This window comes from Rhodanobacter lycopersici (assembly GCF_040812335.1).
GTDB classification, from domain to species: domain Bacteria; phylum Pseudomonadota; class Gammaproteobacteria; order Xanthomonadales; family Rhodanobacteraceae; genus Rhodanobacter_A; species Rhodanobacter_A lycopersici.
Map to the genome: position 1 here is coordinate 413,609 of NZ_JBFOHK010000002.1, position 20,425 is coordinate 434,033.

Consider the following 20,425-nt stretch of genomic DNA (forward strand, 5'->3'; position numbering starts at 1 on the left):
CTCCCGACGGGAGAGGGGAGCAAGCGGTGTTACTGGCAGGCTTCGCAGTACTCCGGGTTTTCCAGCGAGCAGAACACCGCCGCCGTGGCTTGTTCCTGGTCGCTGGCGGGTGCGGGTTTCGCGATCGCCGGCGCCGACACCGTGGTCTTGGCAATCTTGGTCGCGGGGCGCGAGCGCAGGTAGTAGGTGGTCTTGATGCCCGACTTCCACGCGTACATGTACATCGAGCTCAGCTGACCGATGTTCGGGTTCTCCATGAACAGGTTCAGCGACTGGCTCTGGTCGATGTACGCACCACGCGCGGCGCCCAGGTCGATCAGCGCCTTCTGCGGCAGCTCCCATACCGTGCGGTAGATCGTGCGCAGGCGTTCCGGGATCGCGCCGATGCCTTGGATCGAGCCTTCCGCCAGCTTGATGGCATCGCGGATCTCGGCCGTCCACAGGCCCAGTGTCTTCAGCTCTTCCACCAGATAGCGGTTCACCACCAGGAAGTCGCCGGACAGCGTCTCGCGCTTGAACAGGTTGCTCACCTGCGGCTCGATGCACTCGTAGCAGCCGGCGATGGAGGCGATGGTCGCGGTCGGCGCAATCGCGATCAGCAGCGAGTTGCGCAGGCCCTTGGCCTTGATCGACTCGCGCAGCGCGTCCCAGCGTGCCTGGTCGTTCGGCCTGGCGTTGGTCCAGTAGTCGAACTGCAGCTCGCCGTTGGCGGCGCGGCTCTCGACGAAGCCCGGGTGCGGGCCGTGCTCCATCGCCAGTTCGTTCGACTGCGACAGCGCGTTGAAGTAGATCTCCTCGGCGATGCGCGTGGACAGTTCCAGCGCTTCGGCCGAATCGAACGGCAGGCGCAGCTTGAAGAACACATCCTGCAGGCCCATCACGCCCAGGCCGACCGGACGCCACTTGCGGTTGGCGGTGGCGGCCGTGTCGATCGGGTAGAAGTTGAGGTCGATCACGCGATCCAGCTGGCGCACCGCGGTGCGCACGGTGGCGGCGAGCTTGTCGAAATCGAAGCGACCGTCGACCACGTGGCGGGACAGGTTCACCGAACCCAGGTTGCACACCGCCGTTTCGCCGGCATGGGTGACTTCCAGGATCTCGGTGCACAGGTTCGACAGGTGGATGACGTTTTCCGCCTTCGCCGTCTGGTTGCTGGTGGCGTTGCTGCGGTCCTTGAAGGTCATCCAGCCGTTGCCGGTCTGCGCCAGCGTGCGCAGCATGCGGGCATACAGCTCGCGTGCCTTCACTTTCTTGGTGGCAAGGCCGGCGGCTTCCGCTTCGCGATAGGCCTGCTCGAAGGTCTCGCCCCAGCTGTCGACGAAGTGCGGCACGATCTTGGGATCGAACAGCGACCACTCGCCGTCGGTTTCCACGCGACGCATGAATTCGTCGGGGATCCAGTTGGCCAGGTTGAGGTTGTGCGTGCGGCGGGCGTCGTCGCCGGTGTTGTCGCGCAGTTCGAGGAATTCCTCGATGTCGCCGTGCCACGGCTCCAGGTACACGCAGGCCGCGCCCTTGCGCTTGCCGCCCTGGTTCACCGCCGCCACGGAGGCGTCCAGCGTCTTCAGCCACGGCACCAGGCCGTTGGAGTGGCCGTTGGTGCCCTTGATCAGCGAGCCGCGCGAACGCACGCGCGAGTAGGCCAGGCCGATGCCGCCGGCGAACTTGCTGAGCTTGGCCACGTCGCCGTACTTCTCGTAGATCGACTCCAGCGAGTCGGCCGGCGAGTCGAGCAGGAAGCAGGAGCTGAGCTGCTCGTGCGCGGTGCCGGCGTTGAACAGCGTCGGCGAGCTGGCGATGTATTCCAGCGAGGACAGCAGGCGGTACAGCTCCAGCGTCTCGCCGATCTCGCTGCCGCCCAGCGCGCAGGCGATGCGCATGAAGAAGTGCTGCGGCGTCTCGATCACCAGGCGCTTCTGCGGATGGCGCAGCAGGTAGCGGTCGTACACCGTACGTAGGCCGAAATATTCGAAGCGGCGCGTGGCCAGCGCATCGATCGCGTCGTTGAGCTTGCGCGCGTTGGCGGCCACGAAGTCACGCAGGCGGTCGTTGAGGATGCCGAGTTCGGCGCCGCGCGCGATCGATTGCGAGAAGCTCTGGATTTCCTGGCCGCTCACTTCCTTGTCGATATACGCGCCCAGCAGGCGCGCGGCCAACTGGCCGTATTCGGGTTCCTCGGCAGTGAGGGCGGCGGCGGTGCGGATGGAGAGCTGGTCCAGCTCCTGGGTGGTGGCGCCGTCGTACAGGCCGCCGATGGTCTTGAGCGCCACGCGCAGCGGATCGACTGCGTGCAGGCCTTCGGCGCTGCGGGTCACCGCGCGCACGATCTTGTTGACATCCACCGTCTCATGGCCGCCGTTGCGCTTGGTCACGCGCATCTGGCCGGGGTTGTGCGGCGGGGTGAGTGCGAAGGGTTCGGTCGCGGCGGCTTGTTGTTTTTCTTGTGTGGCGGGCATCGGGGTTTCGCTGGTGGGGACCGCGGCCTCGTCGGCCCCGGCGGAAAACGCGGACGGCTCCGCGCGGGCGCCGGAACGCTCGCGGGTAGCGGTATCGAGAGGCTGCATGTCGGTGACTCCAGACCGTGGTGATCAACCGCCTGCTCCCGCGCGCAGGGCTGAAGTGGCGGTTGCTCGCGGACGGTCGCGCCATCGGACGGCAAGGGCCCGATGAACCGACGCGCCTCCCCGCGGAAGCCGTCACCACTCGGCATGGCGCTCCGGCCGTGCCGTGTCGGCAGGTCTTCGGACTCGCGGACAAGGGCCATGCGACCCACCTACTTGCCTTCGCTTCCCGGCCGCTGCGAGCCAGTGCGATCTCAAGGCGTTCGTTTCCGCTTACCGCTGCGGGGCAGTTCCGGATTCGCACCGGATTCCCTTTTGAGCCCTGCCGACGATCGCGTCTGGCGGGGCACCGACAGACACAACATATCGGGATGATTGGGATGGGTCAACCCAATAAATTGTGTATAAGCCGTGGATAAGTACGCCCAGCCGGTGTCGCGCCTGGCTTGCACGTCGACAAGGCACGCATGCAAGCCGGGTTGCGGCTGACGGCTGGAAAGAGGTGCCCAGCAGTGGCATGGCCACCATCCAAGCCATGCTGGCAGATGGTGCCGTGGACCAACGATTGCCTCGTTTCGGCACGGCGGATTTGCCAGGCCGCCAGCTTAAGGAGGAGACCCATCGGTTCTTTGATGGCAAGGACCTAAGGACCGGCCGGGCAATACCGGCAGTTGGCGCTGTAGGGCCGTGTGGCCCCAAAGCCATCGCGCAGGAATGGTCCGGATAGTCGCACTGCAGGTGCGGCCTAATGGCAGCACCGCGATCTCGGCCGCATCAAAGCCATGCACGGCTTCAGCGAGCCTGCTTTCGGCGTACCACTGCCGAAGCTTGGCGAGCAGGAGAAGCGCTGAGCAGTCGGCGGCTGAAAGCGCCGGGGCGCGTTACAGCGCGTCCTGGTCCAGTTCGCCGGTGCGGATGCGGATCACCTGTTCCAGCGAACTGACGAAGATCTTGCCGTCGCCGATCTTGCCGGTGCGGGCGGAGTTCTGGATCGCTTCCAGCACGCGCTCCAGCTGCTCGTCGGCGACCGCCGCCTCCAGCTTGATCTTGGGCAGGAAGTCGACCACATACTCGGCACCGCGGTACAGCTCGGTGTGGCCCTTCTGGCGGCCGAAACCCTTCACCTCGGTCACGGTGATGCCCTGCACGCCGACCTCGGCCAGCGCCTCGCGCACGTCGTCGAGCTTGAACGGCTTGATGATCGCCACGACCAGCTTCATGGGATGTCCTCGGCAGGGGCGTCGGAATGGGACGCGGACGACCATTTTGCCTTCACGGCCTTCCGCTGTCGCGGGATGGGTGCCTGTAGGACAATTCCTACACCAAATCACGGAGTCCGCCGATGGTGCATCCACCAGTTGTTCATAGACACTTTCTCCCGACAAGTTCGAGGCGCCGTCCATGATGGATAGGCTGGATATCGATCAGCTGGCACGACGCCTGGCATCGTTGGTTCCGCCCGGAGTGGCACAGGCGCAACAGGATTTGCGAACCAATTTCCACGATGTCCTGGCACAGGGATTGCGCCGCCTCGACCTGGTCACCCGCGAGGAATTCGACGTCCAGAGCCAGGTGCTAGCGCGCACCCGGGCCAAGGTCGAGGAATTGGAGCGGCGCGTGGCCGAACTCGAGGCCGCAGCCTCCACCCGCGGGGACTAGCACGACCAAGCCTCCCGGGAGCCGCCCCCGATTGTCACCCTCACCCCGAGCTAACGGTCGGGGGCGGTTATTTCTGACCTGCCGCCGTGAATGGAGTCGCTCGATGCGGGTGTGTGACAGCGGCCTCCATGCGAGCTGGCAACGGGCGGCCGCATGAGTCTCGCCGTCACCCTCAGTCGTGCCCAGGAAGGCATCGCCGCACCCCAGGTGATGGTCGAGGTGCATCTGTCCGGCGGACTGCCGGCCACCAGCATCGTGGGTCTGCCCGAAGCCGCTGTGCGCGAGGCGCGCGACCGCGTACGGGTGGCGATCCAGAACACCGCGTTCGAATATCCCGGCCGCAAGGTCACCGTGAATCTGGCGCCGGCCGAGCTGCCCAAGGACGGCGGCCGTTTCGATCTGCCGATCGCGCTGGGCATCCTCGCCGCCAGCGGGCAGGTGCCGCGCGAGAAGCTGGACGACTGCGAATTCCTCGGCGAACTGGCGCTCAGCGGCTCGCTGCGCAGTGTGTCCGGCGTGTTGCCGGCGCTGCTGCGTGCACGGGCGCGTGGCCGCCGCGTGGTGGTGCCGCGCGCGAACGCCGCCGAGGCCGCGCTGGTGTCGGAAGTGGATGTACGCGTGGCCGACACCCTGGCAGAGGTCTGCGGCTGGTTGCACGGTGCGCAGGAGCTGGCGGCGCCGGCGGGCATAGGCAACGATGGTGGCGTCCACGACGGCCCGGACCTGCGCGACGTGCGCGGCCAGTTGCAGGCGCGGCGCGCGCTGGAGATCGCCGCCGTGGGCGGGCATCACCTGCTGCTGGTGGGGCCGCCTGGCACCGGCAAGACCATGCTGGCCGAGCGCCTGCCAGGCATCTTGCCGCCGCTCTCCGAATCCGAGGCACTGGAGACTTGCGCGGTGTTGTCGGTGGCCGGCCAGCCCACCGATCCCACGCGCTGGCGGCGCAGGCCGTTCCGCGCACCGCACCACACTGCTTCGGCGGTGGCGCTGGTGGGCGGCGGTTCGCAGCCGCGGCCGGGCGAGATCTCGCTGGCCCACAACGGCGTGCTGTTCCTCGACGAACTGCCGGAATTCAGCCGCCACGTGCTGGAGGTGCTGCGCGAACCGCTGGAGTCGGGCCACATCGTGGTCTCGCGCGCGGCGCGGCAATCCACCTTTCCCGCGCAGTTCCAGCTGGTGGCGGCGATGAATCCCTGCCCCTGCGGCTACGCCGGCGATCCGCGGCGGCAATGCCGGTGCACGCCCGAGCAGATCCAGCGCTACCGCGCGAAGGTGTCCGGGCCGCTCATGGATCGCATTGACCTTGCGGTCGAGGTGCCGCCCTTGCCGCTGCACGAGATGGATACGGCACGCGGCGCGCGCGACGAGGACTCCGCCACGGTGCGTGCCCGCGTGCTGCAGGCGCGGCGGTACGCCCTGATGCGCGCGGGCCGGTCCAATGCGGAGATCAACCATCGCGAGCTGGAGCGCGACTGTGCGCTGGGCTCGGCCGAGCGGCGCTGGTACGAACAGGCGCTGGAACGGCTGGGCCTGTCCGCACGCGCCTACCACCGCGTGTTGCGCGTGGCGCGCACGATCGCCGACCTCGACGGCGGCGCCGCACTGCTCGAACGCGAGCACCTGGCAGAGGCGCTTCAGTACCGCCGCTTCTGACGGCCGGCTGGACGCGTCGAACCGGTGCGTGTTCCGATAGCGCCCGGAGCACGGACAAGGATCGCAATGAGCATCGAACCCGGCGTGATGCTGACCGGCATGCTGGTGATCGGGTACCTGTGCCAATGGCTGGCGTGGCGGGTGAAGCTGCCGGCGATCGTGTTCCTGCTGCTGGCCGGCTTGCTGCTCGGGCCGGTGAGCGGCTTGCTGCATCCGGACAAGCTGCTCGGGCCGCTGCTGTTTCCGATGGTGTCGCTGGCGGTGGCGGTGATTCTGTTCGAGGGCAGTCTCACGCTGCGTTTCCACGAGCTGCCCGGCATCGGCGGCGCGGTACGCGGCCTGGTGAGTTACGGCGCTCTGCTCGCGCTGCTGCTGCTGGCCGCGGCGGCGCACGTGGTGGCCGGCGCGGCCTGGCCGATCGCGCTGCTGTTCGGTGCGCTCACCTGCGTCACCGGGCCCACCGTGATCGCGCCGATGCTGCGCACGCTGCGGCCCAACGCGCGCATCGCCAACACCTTGCGCTGGGAAGGCATCGTGATCGATCCGCTGGGCGCGCTGTTCGCGGTATTGATCTACGAGGCGGTGGTCTCGCACCAGGAAGGCCATACCCTCGGTGTGTTTGTCGCCACGGTGGGTTGCGGCGCGCTGGTCGGTGCGCTGGCCGCACTGTTGCTGGGCTTCCTGCTGCGGCGCCAGCTGATTCCCGAGTACCTGCAGAACTATGGCGTGCTGGCCGCGGTGCTGCTGGCGTTCACCGGTTCCAACGCGATCGCGCACGAATCGGGCCTGCTCACCGTGACGATCATGGGCATCGCACTGGGCAACATGCGCGGCGTGCACATCGACGACATCCTCGACTTCAAGGAGCATCTCACCACCCTGCTGGTGTCGCTGCTGTTCATCCTGCTGGCGGCGCGTTTGCCGTGGCCGCTGCCGGGACACCTGCTGTGGGAAGGCCTGGTGATCTTCCTGTTCGCGCAGTTCGCGGTGCGGCCGCTCACCGTGGTGATCGCGAGTTTCGGCAGTGCGCTGAACTGGCGCGAGCGCGCGCTGATCGGCTGGGTGGCACCACGCGGCATCGTGGCCGCCTCGGTTTCCGCGCTGTTCGCGTTGCGCCTGCAGGCGCTTGGCGTGGCCGGTGCCGAAGTGCTGGTGCCGCTGGTGTTCATCCTGATCATCGGTACCGTGGTGGTGCAGAGCGCCACCGCGCGGCCGCTGGCCTGGTGGCTGAAGGTGGCCGAGCCGGAACCGCACGGCGTGCTGATCTTCGGCGCCGACGCGGTGGCGCGCGGCGTGGGACGGGCGTTGCACGACGCGGGCTTCCGCGTGGTGCTGGCGGACGACGACCACGATGGCATCCGCCGTGCGCGCATGGAGGGACTGAACACGTTCTTCGGCAATCCGGCCTCGCCGCATGCCGAACGCCATCTCGATCTTGCCGGCATCGGCCGGCTGCTGGCGATGTCCACCCACCGCGAGCGCAACACCCTGGCCTGCGTGCACTACCGGCCGGAGTTCGGCCGCGAGAAGGTCTATCGCCTGCGCGTGCTGGCACCGGAAGAGAGCACCGGGCGCGTCGCGCTGGCCGACAAGCTGCTGGCGCCGCCGTTGTTCGACGATACGATGACCCATGCGCGCTTTGCCGAACTGCTGGCGCGCGGCTGGCGCATCAAGTCCACCCGGCTCAGCAGCACCTTCGACTGGTCGCACTTCATCGGGCAGTACGGCTCGAACAGCGTGCTGTTGTTCGGCGTGGAGGAGCGCGGCACGCTGCGGGTGGCTTCCGCCAAGCGTGAGCTGGAGCCCAGGCCGGGCTGGATGGTGATCGTGCTGGTGCCGCCGGAAAGCGCTGCGTAGGAGCGGCTTCAGCCGCGATGCTCCTTCTGCTTCTGCGCCAAATGGGCAAAGAGCATCGCGGCTGAAGCCGCTCCTACGGGCGCGTGGATCATGCTGCCGCGTGACGCGCGAACTGCGCCTCTTCCGTCGAACCCTTCAGCGCGGTGGTCGACGACTGGCCCTGCTGGATCGTCTGCGTCACCGCATCGAAGTAGCCGGTGCCCACTTCGCGCTGGTGCTTCACCGCGGTGAAGCCGCGCTCGGCGGCGGCGAATTCCCTTTCCTGCAGCTCCACGAAGGCGCTCATCTGGCGGTGTGCGTAGCCGTGGGCGAGGTCGAACATGCCGTAGTTGAGGCTGTGGAAGCCGGCCAGCGTGATGAACTGGAACTTGTAGCCCATCGCGCCCAGCTCGCGCTGGAACTTCGCGATGGTGCTGTCGTCGAGGTGCTTCTTCCAGTTGAAGCTGGGCGAGCAGTTGTAGGCGAGCAGCTTGCCGGGGAACTGCTTGCGGATGGCTTCGGCGAACTGGCGCGCTTCCTCCAGGTTTGGCTTGCTGGTTTCGCACCACACCAGGTCGGCGTAGGGCGCATACGCGAGGCCGCGGCTGATCGCCTGGGCCAGGCCGGCGCGCACGCGGAAGAAACCTTCCACGGTGCGCTCGCCGGTGACGAAGGGCTTGTCGTTGTCGTCGACATCGGAGGTGAGCAGGTCGGCGGCATCGGCGTCGGTGCGCGCCACGATCAGCGTAGGCACGCCTGCCACGTCGGCGGCGAGGCGCGCGGCGGTGAGCTTGTCCACCGCTTCGCGCGTGGGCACCAACACCTTGCCGCCCATGTGGCCGCACTTCTTCACCGAGGCCAGTTGATCTTCGAAGTGCACGCCCGCTGCGCCGGCCTCGATCATCGCCTTCATCAACTCGAAGGCGTTGAGCACGCTGCCGAAGCCGGCTTCCGCGTCGGCCACGATCGGCGCTAGCCAGTCGATGCCGTCCTGGCCTTCCGCGTGGTGCAGTTGGTCGGCGCGCAGCAGGGTGTTGTTGATGCGCTTCACTACCTGCGGCACCGAGTTGGCGGGGTAGAGCGACTGGTCGGGATACATCTCGCCGGCGAGGTTGGCGTCGGCGGCGACCTGCCAGCCCGAGAGGTAGATCGCCTTGAGGCCGGCCTTCACCTGCTGCATCGCCTGATTGCCGGTGAGCGCGCCCAATGCGTTGACGAAGTCTTCCTCGTGCAGGCTCTTCCACAAGCGTTCGGCGCCGTGGCGTGCCAGCGAGTGCTCGATCGCCACGGTACCGCGCAGGCGCACCACGTCGGCGGCGCCGTAGTGGCGGCGGATGCCGGCCCAGCGAGGGTTGTTGTTCCAGTCCAGTTCGATCTGTTCGGCGGTGGGCAGGGTGGTCTTCATGGCGTGGCTCCGGGTAAAGCGATGCGATGGGCGTAGGAGCGGCTTCAGCCGCGATGGATCTGCGGAATCGCGGCTGAAGCCGCTCCTACGGCAGAGGGCGGTCAGGCGAGCTGTTCGTACGCGGGCAGGGTGAGGAAATCGGCCAGCGTGTCGGCGTGGATCAGTTCGCGCAGCAGTCGCGCGGCGGCATCCACGTGCGTGGCACCGGGCACGTTGCTGTCGCGCAGGCGATGGGCATGCGTGGCCAGCGCGTGATCGAACAGGGCGAAGTCGATGGGCGCGTGGTCAGGAAACTCCACGCCACCGTGATGCAGCCACTGCCACAACTGCGCGCGGGCGATCTCGGCCGTGGCGGCGTCTTCCATCAGGTGGTGGATCGGCACGCAGCCCTGTCCGTCCAGCCACGCCGCGGTGTAGCGCAGGCACACCTCGACGTTGTTGTCGAAGCCGGCGCGGGTGATGGTGCCCACGCACGGCGCCAGCAACTGCTCGCGGCCCACGCGCACGTCGTCGCGCTCCACGTCGCGCTGGTTCGGCTCGGGCATGTATTCGTCGAACACCGCCTGGGCGATGGGTACCAGCGCGGGATGCGCCACCCAGGTGCCGTCGTGGCCGGCCTTCACCTCGCGCAGCTTGTCGGCGCGCACCTTGGCCAGCGCGGCCTCGTTCGCGGCCTCGTCGCCCTTGATCGGGATCTGCGCTGCCATGCCGCCCATGGCGAACGCGCCGCGACGGTGGCAGGTCTGGATCAGCAGTTCCGAATACGCCTTGAGGAAGGGCACCGTCATCAGTACCTGGCCGCGTTCGGGCAGAAGGCGGTCGCGGTGGCCGCGCAGGGTCTTCAGGTAGGAGAAGATGTAGTCCCAGCGCCCGCAGTTGAGGCCCACGGCGCGCGACTGCAGCGCGTGCAGGATCTCGTGCATCTGGAACGCGGCGGGCAGCGTCTCGATCAGCACGGTGACCTTCATGCTGCCGGGCGGGAGGTCCAGTTCGGTTTCCGCGTGCGCCATCACCGCGTCCCATAGCGCGGCCTCCTCCATGCATTCCAGCTTGGGCAGGTAGAAGTACGGGCCGAGGTCGCGGCGGTGCAGGGCGCGTGCGTTGTGGAAGGCGTACAGGCCGAAGTCCACCAGCGCGCCGCTCATGGTTTCGCCGTCCACCGTGATGTGGCGCTCCGGCAGGTGCCAGCCGCGCGGGCGCACCACCAGCACGGCGGGGTTGTCGGCCACGCGGTAGTGCTTGCCCTCGGGCGAGGTGTAGTCGAGCTTGCCGGCCACCGCGTCGCGCAGGTTGATCTGGCCGTCCAGCTGGTTGGCGAGGCTGGGCGCGGAGGAATCCTCGAAGTCCGCCATGAATACCTTCGCGCCCGAGTTCAGCGCGTTGATGATCATCTTGCGTTCCACCGGCCCGGTGATCTCGACGCGGCGGTCGCGCAGCGCGGGCGGGATCGGCCCCACCGTCCATTCCGATTCGCGGATCGCGGCGGTGTCGGCGCGGAAGTCCGGCAGCTCGCCGGCGTCGTAACGGGCCTGCCGTTCGCGGCGGGCGGCCTGCCGTTCGCGGCGGGTGGCGTCGAAGCGGCGGTGCAGGTCGGCGAGGAAGGCCAGCGCCTGCGGGATGAGGATCGCCTGCTGGGCAGGGCTGGTTTGGCCGTGCAACTGCACGGCGTCGGTGGTCAGGCGTTCGCGGGGCAAGGCCATGGTCGGCTCCGGTCGTTGGACGACTCGAAGCTAGGCCATCGATTTGTAATTTGACAAAGCAAATGTTTCAATTTTTGATATTGTAAATATCAATGCATATTGCAAGTCATTGACATGACAGAGCGAAAAGTACCGGCCAAGACGGCGAAATCGCCCAAAAAAGCGCTACCCGGCGCAGCAAAAAAACGTACTCCTGCGCATGGTTCGCCAAGCGAACCCGCCCGTTTTTATTACAAGGGCAACCGCCACAAGCAGCTGCGTGCCTTCGTGGCCACGGTGAAGCTGGGCACGCTGAGCCGCGCCGCCGAGGCGCTGTACCTGTCCCAGCCGTCGGTGAGCCTGCAGCTGCAGGCGCTGGAGCGCGAACTGGGCGCGACCCTGCTGGAGCGCCGCCGCCGCCGCATCAACCTCACCGACGCGGGCGAGGCGCTGTACGAACTGGCGCGTCCGCTGGTGGAGGGCTGGGACAACCTCGACCGCGATTTCCAGGCCAGGGTGCAAGGCCTCACCGCCGGCAAGCTCACCATCGCCGCCGGCACCTCCACTATCCAGTACCTGCTGCCGGAGCTGGTGCGCCGTTACCGCGAGCGCCATCCAGCCGTGCACCTGCAGCTCGCCAATGTCACCGGCAAGGACGGTATGGCGATGCTGCGCGAAGACAAGGCCGACTTCGCCGTGGGCTCGATGCTGGACGTGCCGCACGACATCGCGTGGGCGCCGGTGCGCCACTACGACCCCATGCTGATCCTGCCACCCGGCCACCCGCTGGCGGAAAAAGCCGAAGTGACGCTGGCGGATCTCTCGCCCTACGGCCTGATCCTGCCGCCGCAGCGGCTGTCCACCTATCGGCTGGTGGATCTGGTGTTCCAGCAGAACCAGGTGCCTTACCAGGTAGCCATCGAAGTGGGTGGCTGGGACGTGATCAAGGAATACGTGGCGATGGGCCTCGGCATCTCCATCGTCACCGGCATCTGCATCACCGAAGCCGACCACGCGCGGCTCGCCGTGCGCAACATGCAGCGCTGGTTCCCGCAACGCAGCTACGGCGTGGTGATGCGCAAGGGCAAATTCCTCAGCGCCGAGGCGCGCGCCTTCATCGACCTGATCCGCCCGGGGCTGCTGACGCATCGCGATTACGACGAGCCGGGGCACTCGGAACGGTAGTGCGCCGGATCACACCCCGTGATGCTTGCCCTGGAACGGCGCATAGAACGCGCGCAGCCGTTCGATGTCGGCGGCCATGTCGCCGGTGGTGGCGAACAGCGGGCCGAGCCGGATGGTCTTGTCGGGGTAGTTGAAGGCGACCGGGAACACCGGCACGCCGGCGCCGTGGGCCATGCGCCAGAAGCCGGTTTTCCAACGCGGCATGTGGCGGCGCGTGCCTTCGGGGGCGATGCCCAGCCACAGCGCCTGTTGCTGGCCGAAGCGCTCGACCATCTGCTCCACCATGCCGGCGGCGGCGCCGCGGTCGATGGGAATGCCGCCGAGTTTGGCGAGCAGCGCGCCCAGCGGGCCGCGGAACAGTTCGCGCTTGGCCATGAAGTGCACGTCGGCGCCGATCGCGGCCTTCATCAGCAGGCCCCAGATGCCGTCCCACCACGAGGAATGCGGCGCGGCGATCAGCACCAGCTTCGGCACGTCGGGGAACGCGCCGACGAGGCTCCAGCCGCACAGGTGCAGCACGCCGCGGCACAGCTTGCGGCGCCAGCCGTCGCGCAGGCGGGGCATGTGCGGCGGCAGTTGCGCCGGCGCGAAAACGCTTCCCTTCATTCGAGTCCCGGCTTCTTCGCGCGCAGTTGCTTCAGCTTGCCGCGTTGTTGTTTGCCGACGAGGCGGCGCTCCTTCGAGGCGCGCGTGGGTTTGGTGGCCACGCGTTTCTTCGGCACCACTTGCGCGGCGCGGATGATTTCGACCAGCCGTTCGCGTGCGTCGTCGCGATTGCGGGCCTGGTCGCGGAAACGGCGCGCCTGGATCACCAGCACGCCATCGTCGGTGAGGCGGCGATCGCGTCGCGCCAGCAGGCGTTCGCGCAGCGGCTCCGGCAGCGTGGGCGAACGCGCCACGTCGAAACGCAGTTCCACCGCGCTCTCGGTGCGGTTCACGTGCTGGCCGCCCGGGCCGTCGGCACGCAGGAAGCGCTCGACCAGTTCGGATTCGGGCAGGGCAAGGGTGCGGCTGATGGTCAGCATGCGGGGAGTTTAGGGGATGGTGCGGGCGAGAGGCGGCATATTCCGTTCGGGCTGAGCGTCGTGCCTGCGGCGCTGCGCTCAGCCCGAACGGGGTAGCGTCCAGCCGAAGCGTTCGAGCAGGCTGGCGTATTCGTGATCCAGCGGCGCCTGCAGCATCATCGCCTCACCGCTCAGCGGATGCCGGAAGTCCAGCTTCCACGCATGCAGCAGCATGCGGTGGCAGGCGAAGTGCTGTTTGTAGAGGCGGTTGTGGTCGCCGCGACCGTGCTGGCAGTCACCGATCACCGGATGGTGGATGTGCGCGAGGTGCTTGCGGATCTGGCGGAAGCGGCCGCTTTCCGGTTCGGCCAGCAGCAGGGCATAGCGCTGCTGCGGGTAGCGGCCGAGTTCGATGGGCACTTCGACGGTGGCGAGGCCGCGATAGTGCGTGCGCGCTTCGCGGCGCGGGCCGGTTTCGCGCGAGCCGGGCAGCGCGTAGTCGATCACGCCTTCGGCCGGCTCGGGCCAGCCGCGCACCACGACCAGGTACTGCTTGCGCACGTCGCGGCCCATGAACTGTTCGCCCAGCGCGGCGGCGACTTCGCTGGATCGCGCCACCAGCAGCACGCCGCTGGTCGCACGGTCGAGCCGATGCGCGAGGTAGACGTTGCCGCCGACCTGTTCGCGCAGCACGTCCACCAGGTATTGCTCGGCATCGTTCACCATCGCGGAGCGATGCACGGGCAGGCCCGCGGGCTTGTTCACCGCGATCAGGGCGTCGTCCTGGTGGAGGATCTCGATAGGTTGCATGGTGGAAGGGGTAGGAGCGGCTTCAGCCGCGATGCTCTTGTCCTGCATGGTGCCGGAAAGCCGGAAAGGCATCGCGGCTGAAGCCGCTCCTACCTGTGGTCCAGCCAGCCCCAGCCGAAGGCCAGCAGCCCGGCCACGCCCATGCCCAGCGGCAACCAGAAGCCATGCTGCGGCGCCAGCGCCCACAGCAGGGTGGCGCAGAGGATCAGGGTGGCGCCGAACGCGCTGCCTGCGATCATGCGCAGCAATCGGCGCAGCAGGTGGCGCTGGTGGCTGAGCGTGTCCACGTCGGCGAGCAGACGGTGTTCGCCGCGCGCGATGCGCTCCAGCGAGTCGTGCACCAGTTCGGGCAGCCGCGGGGCGAGGTGGAACCACTCGGGCAGGCGCTTGCGTACCTCGCGCAGCGTGCGCAGCGGGCTGTAGCGCTCGCGCAGGATGCGCTTCAGCACCGGGTGCGCCACCGCCCAGATGTCGATCTCGGGATCCAGCAGGCGGCCCACGCCCTCGATGTTGAGCAGGGTCTTCTGCAGCAGGATCAGCTGCGGCTGCAGGGTCAGTTCGAAGCGGCGTGCGGTCTGGAAAAGCTTCACCACCAGTTCGGCCAGCGAGATCTGCGACAGTGGGCGGGTGAAGTAGGGCTCGCACACCGTGCGCACCGCCGCTTCCAGCTCGTCCAGCCGTACCGTGGACGGCATCCAGCCGGCATCGACGTGCAGCTTGGCGATGCGCGCGTAGTCGCGCTCGAACAGCGCGATGAAGTTCTGCGCCAGCCAGTACTGGTCGGCCTCAGGCAGCGAACCCATGATGCCGAAGTCCAGCGCGATGAAGCGCGGCTCGGCGGGGCGCGTGGGGTCTACCCAGATGTTGCCGGGGTGGGCGTCGGCGTGGAAGAAGTTGTCGCGGAACACCTGTTCGTAGAACACCCGCACGCCCTTGGCGGCCAGCGCCTTGCGGTCGATGCCGGCGGCGTCGATCGCGGCGATGTCGTCGCTGCTGATGCCGTGCACGCGTTCCAGCGTGAGCACGCGCGCGCTGGTGAGCTCCCAGTGCACCTCGGGCACGTAGAGATCCACACCGCTGGCGAAGTTGCGCCGCAGCAGGCTGGCGCTGGCGCCTTCGCGCTGCAGGTCCAGCTCGTGCTCCAGCATCTTCTCGACTTCGGTCACCACGTCGAGCGGGCGGATCTTGTCGGCGTTCGGATGCCAGCGCTGCGCGAGCAGGCCCAGCGAATGCAGCAGTCGCACGTCGCGCGCGATCTTGGCGTCGATGCCGGGGCGCAGCACCTTCACCACCACGGTGCGGCCGTCCGGCAGGGTGGCCGCGTGCACCTGGGCGATCGAGGCGGAGGCCAGCGGCGTCTCGTCGAAGTGCGCGTACAGCAGGTGGATCGGCGACTTCAGCTCGCGCTCGACGATGAGCTTGGCCTCGACGCCGGGGAAGGGCGGCACCTGGTCCTGCAGCAGGGCCAGCTCGTCGGCGATGTCCTCGGGCACCAGGTCGCGGCGGGTCGACAGCACCTGGCCGGCCTTGACGAAGATCGGGCCCAGCTCGGTGAGCGCCAGGCGCAGGCGCGCGCCGCGCGGCAGCAGGCGCACGTCGACGACGGGCCGGCCCAACAGCGGGCGCAGCAGCTTCAGCGGCCGGAACAGATGGGCGGCGTCGACCAGCTCGTCGAGCCGGTAGCGCAGCAGCACGATGGCGACGCGTAGCAGGCGCGGTACGACGGCGAGCGGCGTCACGTGCCCGCTCCTTTGGTGTGCGTCCCTTTCAGGCGCGCTTCCAGCCGGGCGAGGCGGGCTTCCAGCCGCTCGCCGCGTTCGCGCAGCGCATCCACGCCGTCGAGGAAGGCTTCCGCCTCGCCGGGTGCCAGCGCGAGGCGCGACTCGTCGCGCAGCCAGGCGGCGCCGTCCTCGGTGAGGTGGCTGGCGGTTTCCTTCGCGTGCGCGAGCGCCTTGCGCACGGCGCGCGCCAGCGGCACGCCGAGCACGTCGCCGAAGCTGCGCGCGAACGCTTCCTCGAAGTCCGGCGCGAACTGCGCGGCGAGCTTTTCCAGCCGCCGCGCAAGGTCGGCATCGCCGGCGATCTCCACCTTGCCTGGCGCCACGCCGTCGCCGCTGCGCAGCGCCATCGCCAGCAGGCTGCCGGGCGTGGCAGCCACGCGCAGCGTGCTTGCGTCGGCCTCGCCTGCGTCCGGCGGCCCGACCTTGAGGCGGCCGTCTTCCACGCGCACGGCCAGTGCCAGCTCCGGCCCGCGCAGGTGCAACAGCACGCGGCGGCCGTTCAGGGCGGCGAGCTTGTGCCGTGTGTCGGGATCGAGCGACAGCGTGTGGTTCAGCGCGGTTTCCAGCGCGCGCCCGGCCAGCTTGCGCAGTGGCGACGGCAGCCAGGCATTGGGAATGGGATCGATCATCCGTCGATTGTAGCGGGCGAGCGGCGATTGGCTCCCCTCTCTCGCTTGCGGGAGAGGGGTGTTTAGTCGGTAGCGCCGTCGAAGCCGAGCTGCCGCCAGGCTTCGTACACAGCCACCGCGACCGCGTTGGAAAGGTTGAGGCTGCGGCAGTCCGGCCGCATCGGCAGCCGCATGCGCTGCGCCTCGGGAATGGCGTCCAGCACCTCGGCAGGCAGGCCGGCGGTCTCGCAGCCGAACAGGAGTGCGTCGCCGTCGGTGTAGCTGACATCGACATGGCGCGTGTGGCCGCGGGTGGTGAACGCGTACACGCGTGGCTGGCCAATGGTCGCGAGGCAGTCGTCAAGGCTGTCGTGCACCAGCACGCGGGTGTATTCGTGGTAGTCCAGCCCCGCGCGGCGCAGGCGCGTGTCGTCGAGCGCGAAGCCGAGCGGGCGGATCAGGTGCAGCGCGGCGCCGGTGTTGGCGCACAGGCGGATGACGTTGCCGGTGTTCGGCGGAATTTCAGGATGGAACAGGATGACGTGCAGCATCCGGCGATTATCGCGTGCGCGGCGGCGCGCGAGCCAATCATCCGGTGCTCAGCCGCGCGGCAGCGGGCACTGCACACCATCCGGCGCCACGCAGGAACTGGTCGAGACTGCCAGTGCATGGGCGCCGGCTGGCCGCAACGAGGCGGGGCTGGCCGTCAGCATCGAGCCCAGCACCAGGGTGCAGACCAGCAGGCAGGCGGCGAACAGGCCATGCAGCATCAGGGTTTCGTGTTTCATGGCGATACTCCTTTGATCGTATCGAGGGGATGGGGCTCAGCCCGGCAGACGCGGGCAGATCACGCCGTCGGCCGGCAGCGCGCATTGCGCGGGGGCAGCCAGCAGGACGCTGCTGATGCTGGTGGTGGCCAGCTGCACCGACGACGGGGTGGCTTTCAGCATCGCGCCCAGCACCAGGGTGCAAACCAGCAGGCAGGCGACGAACAGACCGCTCAGCATCAGGTTCTCGTATTTCATGATGTGTCTCCGACAAGGGTGGGTGGTTCCTGCACGTATCAATGTGCAATCCGCGTGCCAAGCCGGAGCAGTCTTTCAATATATTGAATTTAAAGAAATTTCATAAAGAGGTGGGCGAACCAACCGGTTGTCCGCGGACAACCGGACGAGCCAACCGGACAGCTGTCCGGACGGATAGCGGGGTCGTGTCCTTCGTCACTACCAGGAACTTGCGATCTCCCCTAGCCTCGGGCGATACCCGACCCGAAAAGGAGCAACACGATGGGAAGCAAGCCACTCGCCCTGCTGATCACAGGCCTGATGAGCGTCGCCGGCGGTGTCGCGCCGGACGTGGCGGCAGCCGCGCAGAGCGCGCCGGCCACGCATGGCATTCCGGAGATCGCCTATACCCGCTTCACCCTGCCGAACGGCCTCACCGTGATCGTGCACGAGGACCACAAGGCGCCGGTGGTGGCGGTGAGCATCTGGTACCACATCGGTTCGGCCGACGAGCCGAAGGGCAAGACCGGCTTCGCCCATCTGTTCGAGCACCTGATGTTCTCGGGCTCGGAGCATCACAAGGGCACCTATTTCCAGCCGTTCGAGCTGGCCGGCGCCACCGACATGAACGGCACCACCTGGTTCGACCGCACCAACTATTTCGAGACCGTGCCCACCACCGCGCTGGACATGGCGCTGTGGATGGAGTCCGACCGCATGGGCCACCTGCTTGGCGCGATCGGCCAGAAGGAGCTCGACACCCAGCGCGGCGTGGTGCAGAACGAGAAGCGCCAGGGCGAGAACCGCCCCTACGGCCGCGTGGACGAGAACATCCTCGCCAACACCTATCCCGCGAACCACCCTTACCAGCACGACACCATCGGCTCGATGGCCGACCTCGACGCGGCCTCGCTGGCCGACGTGAAGCAGTGGTTCCACGACAACTACGGCGCCGCCAACACCACCCTGGTGCTGGCCGGCGACATCACCGTGGCCGAGGCGCGCGCGAAGGCGATGAAGTACTTCGGCGACATCCCGGCCGGCAAGCCGGTGGCGCGCCAGCAGCCGTGGATCACCCCGCTGGCGGTGTCCACCCGCGGCGTGCAGCACGACCACGTGGCGCAGCCGCGCATCTATCGCACCTGGGTGGTACCGCAGCTGGGCAGCGACGCCGCGATCCAGCTCGACCTCGCCAGCACCGTGCTCGGCGGCGGCAAGACCTCGCGGCTGTACCAGCGGCTGGTTTATCGGGACAAGCTGGCGGACGACGTCACCGCCAGCATCGCGCCCTTCGCGCTGGCCAGCCAGTTCCAGATCCAGGCCGACGTGAAGCAGGGCGTCGATCCGGCGAAGGTGGAAGCCGCCATCAATGACGAGCTGGAGAAGTTCCTCGCCAGCGGCCCCACCGCCGATGAGCTCAATCGCGCCAAGATCGGCAACCGCGCCCAGTTCGTGCGGGGGCTGGAGAAGGTGGGTGGTTTCGGTGGCAAGGCGGTGATCCTCGCCGAGGGCCAGGTCTACCGTGGCAATCCCGGCGCCTACCGGCTCGACCTCGAACGCGCCGACGCGGCCACGCCGGCGTCCGTCAAGGCGGCGGCCGACCAGTGGTTGAGCAAGGGCGATTACCTGCTCACCGTGCTGCCCGCCGGCAAGGGCTTCGATCCGGTGGCCGAGGACAAGGCGGTGAAGCCGCTGGGCGACGCCGCCGGCCGCCTGCAGTCGAAGCTGCCGGCCGCGCACGCGTACAGCGTGGCGAAGAGCGACGTGGACCGCGGCGAGGGCGTGCCGCAGGTCGACGCCTTCCCCGCACTGAGCTTCCCGAAGCTCGAGCGCGGCAAGCTGAAGAACGGCATCGAGGTGATCCTCGCCCAGCGCCACACCATTCCGGTGACCCAGGTGCAGTTGCTGTTCGACGCCGGCTACGCCGCCGACCAGGGCCGCAAGCTCGGCACCGCGAACTTCACCGCCACCCTGATGAACGAGAGCACCACCCGGCTCGATTCAGTGGCGATCGCCGAAGCCCGGCAGCGGCTGGGTGCGATCACCAATGTCGGCTGCGGCCTGGACAACTGCAGCGCCTCGCTCAACGCGCTGAACGACCAGCTCCAGTCCTCGCTGGCGCTGTTTGCCGACATCGTGCGCAATCCCGCGTTCAAGCCGGCTGACATCGAGCGCGTGCGCGGCCAGTGGCTGGCCGACATCGCACAGGAGAAGACCCAGCCGGTCGGCCTCGCACTGCGCGTACTGCCGCCGCTGCTGTACGGCGCCGACCACGCCTACGGCATCCCGTTCACCGGCAGCGGCACCGAGGGCAGCATCAAGGCGCTCACCGCCGCCGACCTGCGCGCGTTCCAGCAGAACTGGCTGCGCCCGGACAACGTGAAGATCCTCGTGGCCGGCGATACCACGCTGGACAAGATCATTCCCGAGTTGAATGCCGCCTTCGGCGACTGGAAAGCTCCGGCCACCGCGATCCCGCACAAGAACATCGCCAAGGTGGCCGCGCAGGCCAGGCCACGCGTGTTCCTGATCGACCGGCCCGATGCGCCGCAGTCGCTGATCATGGCCGGCCTGCTCGCGCCGTCCACGCGCGCGCCGGACAACCTCGCCATCCAGGTGGCGAATGGCGCGTTCGGCGGCACCTTCACCTCACGCCTCAACATGAACCTGCGCGAGGACAAGCGCTGGGCGTATGGCGCGCAGAGCTTCCTGATGGATGCCCAGGGCCAGCGGCCGATGCTGTTCTATGCGCCGGTGCAGACCGACAAGACCGCGCCGTCCGCCGAGGAGGTGCTGAAGGAGGCGCGCGCCGTGGTTGGCGACAGGCCGCTGACCGCCGCCGAGATCGCCAAGATCAAGGACCAGCGCATCCGCGCGCTGCCGGGCAGCTACGAGACCACCAGCGCGGTGCTGGGCGCGATGAACGGCATCGTCGAGTACGGCCGTCCCGACGACTACGTGCAGACGCTGAAGCCGAAGCTGGAAGCGATCACGCCGGCCGAGGCCGAGGTTGCGATCAAGGAAATCGTGCAGCCTGCGGCGATGACCTGGGTGATCGTGGGCGACCTCAAGCAGATCGAGGCGCCGGTGCGTGCGCTGGACCTGGGCGAGGTGCAGGTGCTCGACGCCGACGGCAAGCCGGTGGCGAAGTAGCTTTTGTTCGCCATTCCGGCCTGCGCCGGAATGACGAGCGGAACAGGGTGCGCGTTCGACCATCGATGGCAGGATTGGCGGACGGAG

The 20,425-nt window shown here is 68.0% G+C and carries 17 protein-coding genes and 1 riboswitch; of the genes, 5 read left to right on the forward strand and 12 right to left on the reverse strand.

Going from position 1 to position 20,425, the window contains the following annotated elements:
* Positions 1-29: 29 nt before the first annotated feature.
* Positions 30-2,456, reverse strand: a complete 2,427-nt coding sequence (locus tag ABQJ54_RS08735) for a ribonucleoside-diphosphate reductase subunit alpha (RefSeq protein ID WP_437343342.1) — start codon at positions 2,454-2,456, stop codon at positions 30-32.
* A 259-nt stretch (positions 2,457-2,715) separates the two neighbouring features.
* A riboswitch (cobalamin riboswitch) is annotated at positions 2,716-2,929 on the reverse strand.
* A 513-nt stretch (positions 2,930-3,442) separates the two neighbouring features.
* On the reverse strand, positions 3,443-3,781 hold the full coding sequence (gene glnK, locus ABQJ54_RS08740) for a P-II family nitrogen regulator (RefSeq protein WP_367853909.1): 339 nt from the start codon (positions 3,779-3,781) through the stop codon (positions 3,443-3,445).
* 181 nt (positions 3,782-3,962) lie between these two features.
* On the opposite strand from glnK, the gene ubiK reads away from it, so the two are divergent.
* The 3 genes from ubiK (at position 3,963) to ABQJ54_RS08755 (ending at position 7,730) form a co-directional block, all read left to right on the forward strand.
* Positions 3,963-4,220, forward strand: a complete 258-nt coding sequence (gene ubiK / locus ABQJ54_RS08745; protein ID WP_367853910.1) for a ubiquinone biosynthesis accessory factor UbiK — start codon at positions 3,963-3,965, stop codon at positions 4,218-4,220.
* A gap of 153 nt (positions 4,221-4,373) precedes the next feature.
* Entirely contained in the window at positions 4,374-5,873 is a 1,500-nt protein-coding gene (locus tag ABQJ54_RS08750) for a YifB family Mg chelatase-like AAA ATPase (protein WP_367853911.1), read from the forward strand.
* Between the two features lie 66 nt (positions 5,874-5,939).
* Entirely contained in the window at positions 5,940-7,730 is a 1,791-nt protein-coding gene (locus ABQJ54_RS08755; protein ID WP_367853912.1) for a cation:proton antiporter, read from the forward strand.
* Between the two features lie 88 nt (positions 7,731-7,818).
* Here the strand turns inward: ABQJ54_RS08755 and aceA are convergent, their stop codons facing one another.
* Positions 7,819-9,114 carry an isocitrate lyase gene (gene aceA / locus ABQJ54_RS08760; protein WP_367853913.1) on the reverse strand — a complete coding sequence of 432 codons (1,296 nt, stop codon included), beginning with the start codon at positions 9,112-9,114 and terminating at the stop codon, positions 7,819-7,821.
* A gap of 101 nt (positions 9,115-9,215) precedes the next feature.
* On the reverse strand, positions 9,216-10,814 hold the full coding sequence (gene aceB / locus ABQJ54_RS08765; RefSeq protein WP_367853914.1) for a malate synthase A: 1,599 nt from the start codon (positions 10,812-10,814) through the stop codon (positions 9,216-9,218).
* A gap of 114 nt (positions 10,815-10,928) precedes the next feature.
* Here aceB and ABQJ54_RS08770 point away from each other — a divergent pair, with 114 nt between their 5' ends.
* The gene (locus ABQJ54_RS08770) at positions 10,929-11,978 is read left to right on the forward strand and encodes a LysR family transcriptional regulator (protein WP_367853915.1); all 1,050 of its coding nucleotides are present in this window, start codon (positions 10,929-10,931) and stop codon (positions 11,976-11,978) included.
* A gap of 9 nt (positions 11,979-11,987) precedes the next feature.
* Here ABQJ54_RS08770 and ABQJ54_RS08775 read toward each other — a convergent pair whose 3' ends face one another.
* The 8 genes from ABQJ54_RS08775 to ABQJ54_RS08810 all read right to left on the reverse strand — a co-directional run bounded on the left by ABQJ54_RS08775 (position 11,988) and on the right by ABQJ54_RS08810 (position 17,206).
* On the reverse strand, positions 11,988-12,584 hold the full coding sequence (locus tag ABQJ54_RS08775) for a 1-acyl-sn-glycerol-3-phosphate acyltransferase (RefSeq protein WP_367853916.1): 597 nt from the start codon (positions 12,582-12,584) through the stop codon (positions 11,988-11,990).
* Positions 12,581-13,003, reverse strand: coding sequence for an alternative ribosome rescue aminoacyl-tRNA hydrolase ArfB (gene arfB / locus ABQJ54_RS08780; RefSeq protein WP_367853917.1), 423 nt, complete (start codon positions 13,001-13,003; stop codon positions 12,581-12,583). The genes ABQJ54_RS08775 and arfB overlap by 4 nt, the downstream gene beginning before the upstream one ends.
* Positions 13,004-13,081: 78 nt before the next feature.
* The gene (locus ABQJ54_RS08785; RefSeq protein WP_367854418.1) at positions 13,082-13,792 is read right to left on the reverse strand and encodes a pseudouridine synthase; all 711 of its coding nucleotides are present in this window, start codon (positions 13,790-13,792) and stop codon (positions 13,082-13,084) included.
* An 89-nt stretch (positions 13,793-13,881) separates the two neighbouring features.
* Complete coding sequence (gene ubiB, locus ABQJ54_RS08790) at positions 13,882-15,531, reverse strand: ubiquinone biosynthesis regulatory protein kinase UbiB (RefSeq protein WP_367853918.1); 1,650 nt, start codon at positions 15,529-15,531, stop codon at positions 13,882-13,884.
* Complete coding sequence (locus ABQJ54_RS08795; RefSeq protein ID WP_367853919.1) at positions 15,528-16,202, reverse strand: ubiquinone biosynthesis accessory factor UbiJ; 675 nt, start codon at positions 16,200-16,202, stop codon at positions 15,528-15,530. Before ABQJ54_RS08795 ends, ubiB begins: the two co-directional genes overlap by 4 nt.
* A 62-nt stretch (positions 16,203-16,264) precedes the next feature.
* A complete protein-coding gene (trmL, locus tag ABQJ54_RS08800; protein ID WP_367853920.1) occupies positions 16,265-16,732 on the reverse strand; it encodes a tRNA (uridine(34)/cytosine(34)/5-carboxymethylaminomethyluridine(34)-2'-O)-methyltransferase TrmL in 468 nt (155 codons plus the stop codon).
* Between the two features lie 48 nt (positions 16,733-16,780).
* Positions 16,781-16,969: a hypothetical protein gene (locus ABQJ54_RS08805; protein ID WP_367853921.1), complete on the reverse strand. Its 189-nt coding sequence runs from the start codon at positions 16,967-16,969 to the stop codon at positions 16,781-16,783.
* A 36-nt stretch (positions 16,970-17,005) separates the two neighbouring features.
* Positions 17,006-17,206: a hypothetical protein gene (locus ABQJ54_RS08810; protein WP_367853922.1), complete on the reverse strand. Its 201-nt coding sequence runs from the start codon at positions 17,204-17,206 to the stop codon at positions 17,006-17,008.
* A gap of 261 nt (positions 17,207-17,467) precedes the next feature.
* Here ABQJ54_RS08810 and ABQJ54_RS08815 point away from each other — a divergent pair, with 261 nt between their 5' ends.
* Positions 17,468-20,338: a M16 family metallopeptidase gene (locus tag ABQJ54_RS08815; protein ID WP_367853923.1), complete on the forward strand. Its 2,871-nt coding sequence runs from the start codon at positions 17,468-17,470 to the stop codon at positions 20,336-20,338.
* The last annotated feature ends 87 nt before the right edge of the window (positions 20,339-20,425 follow it).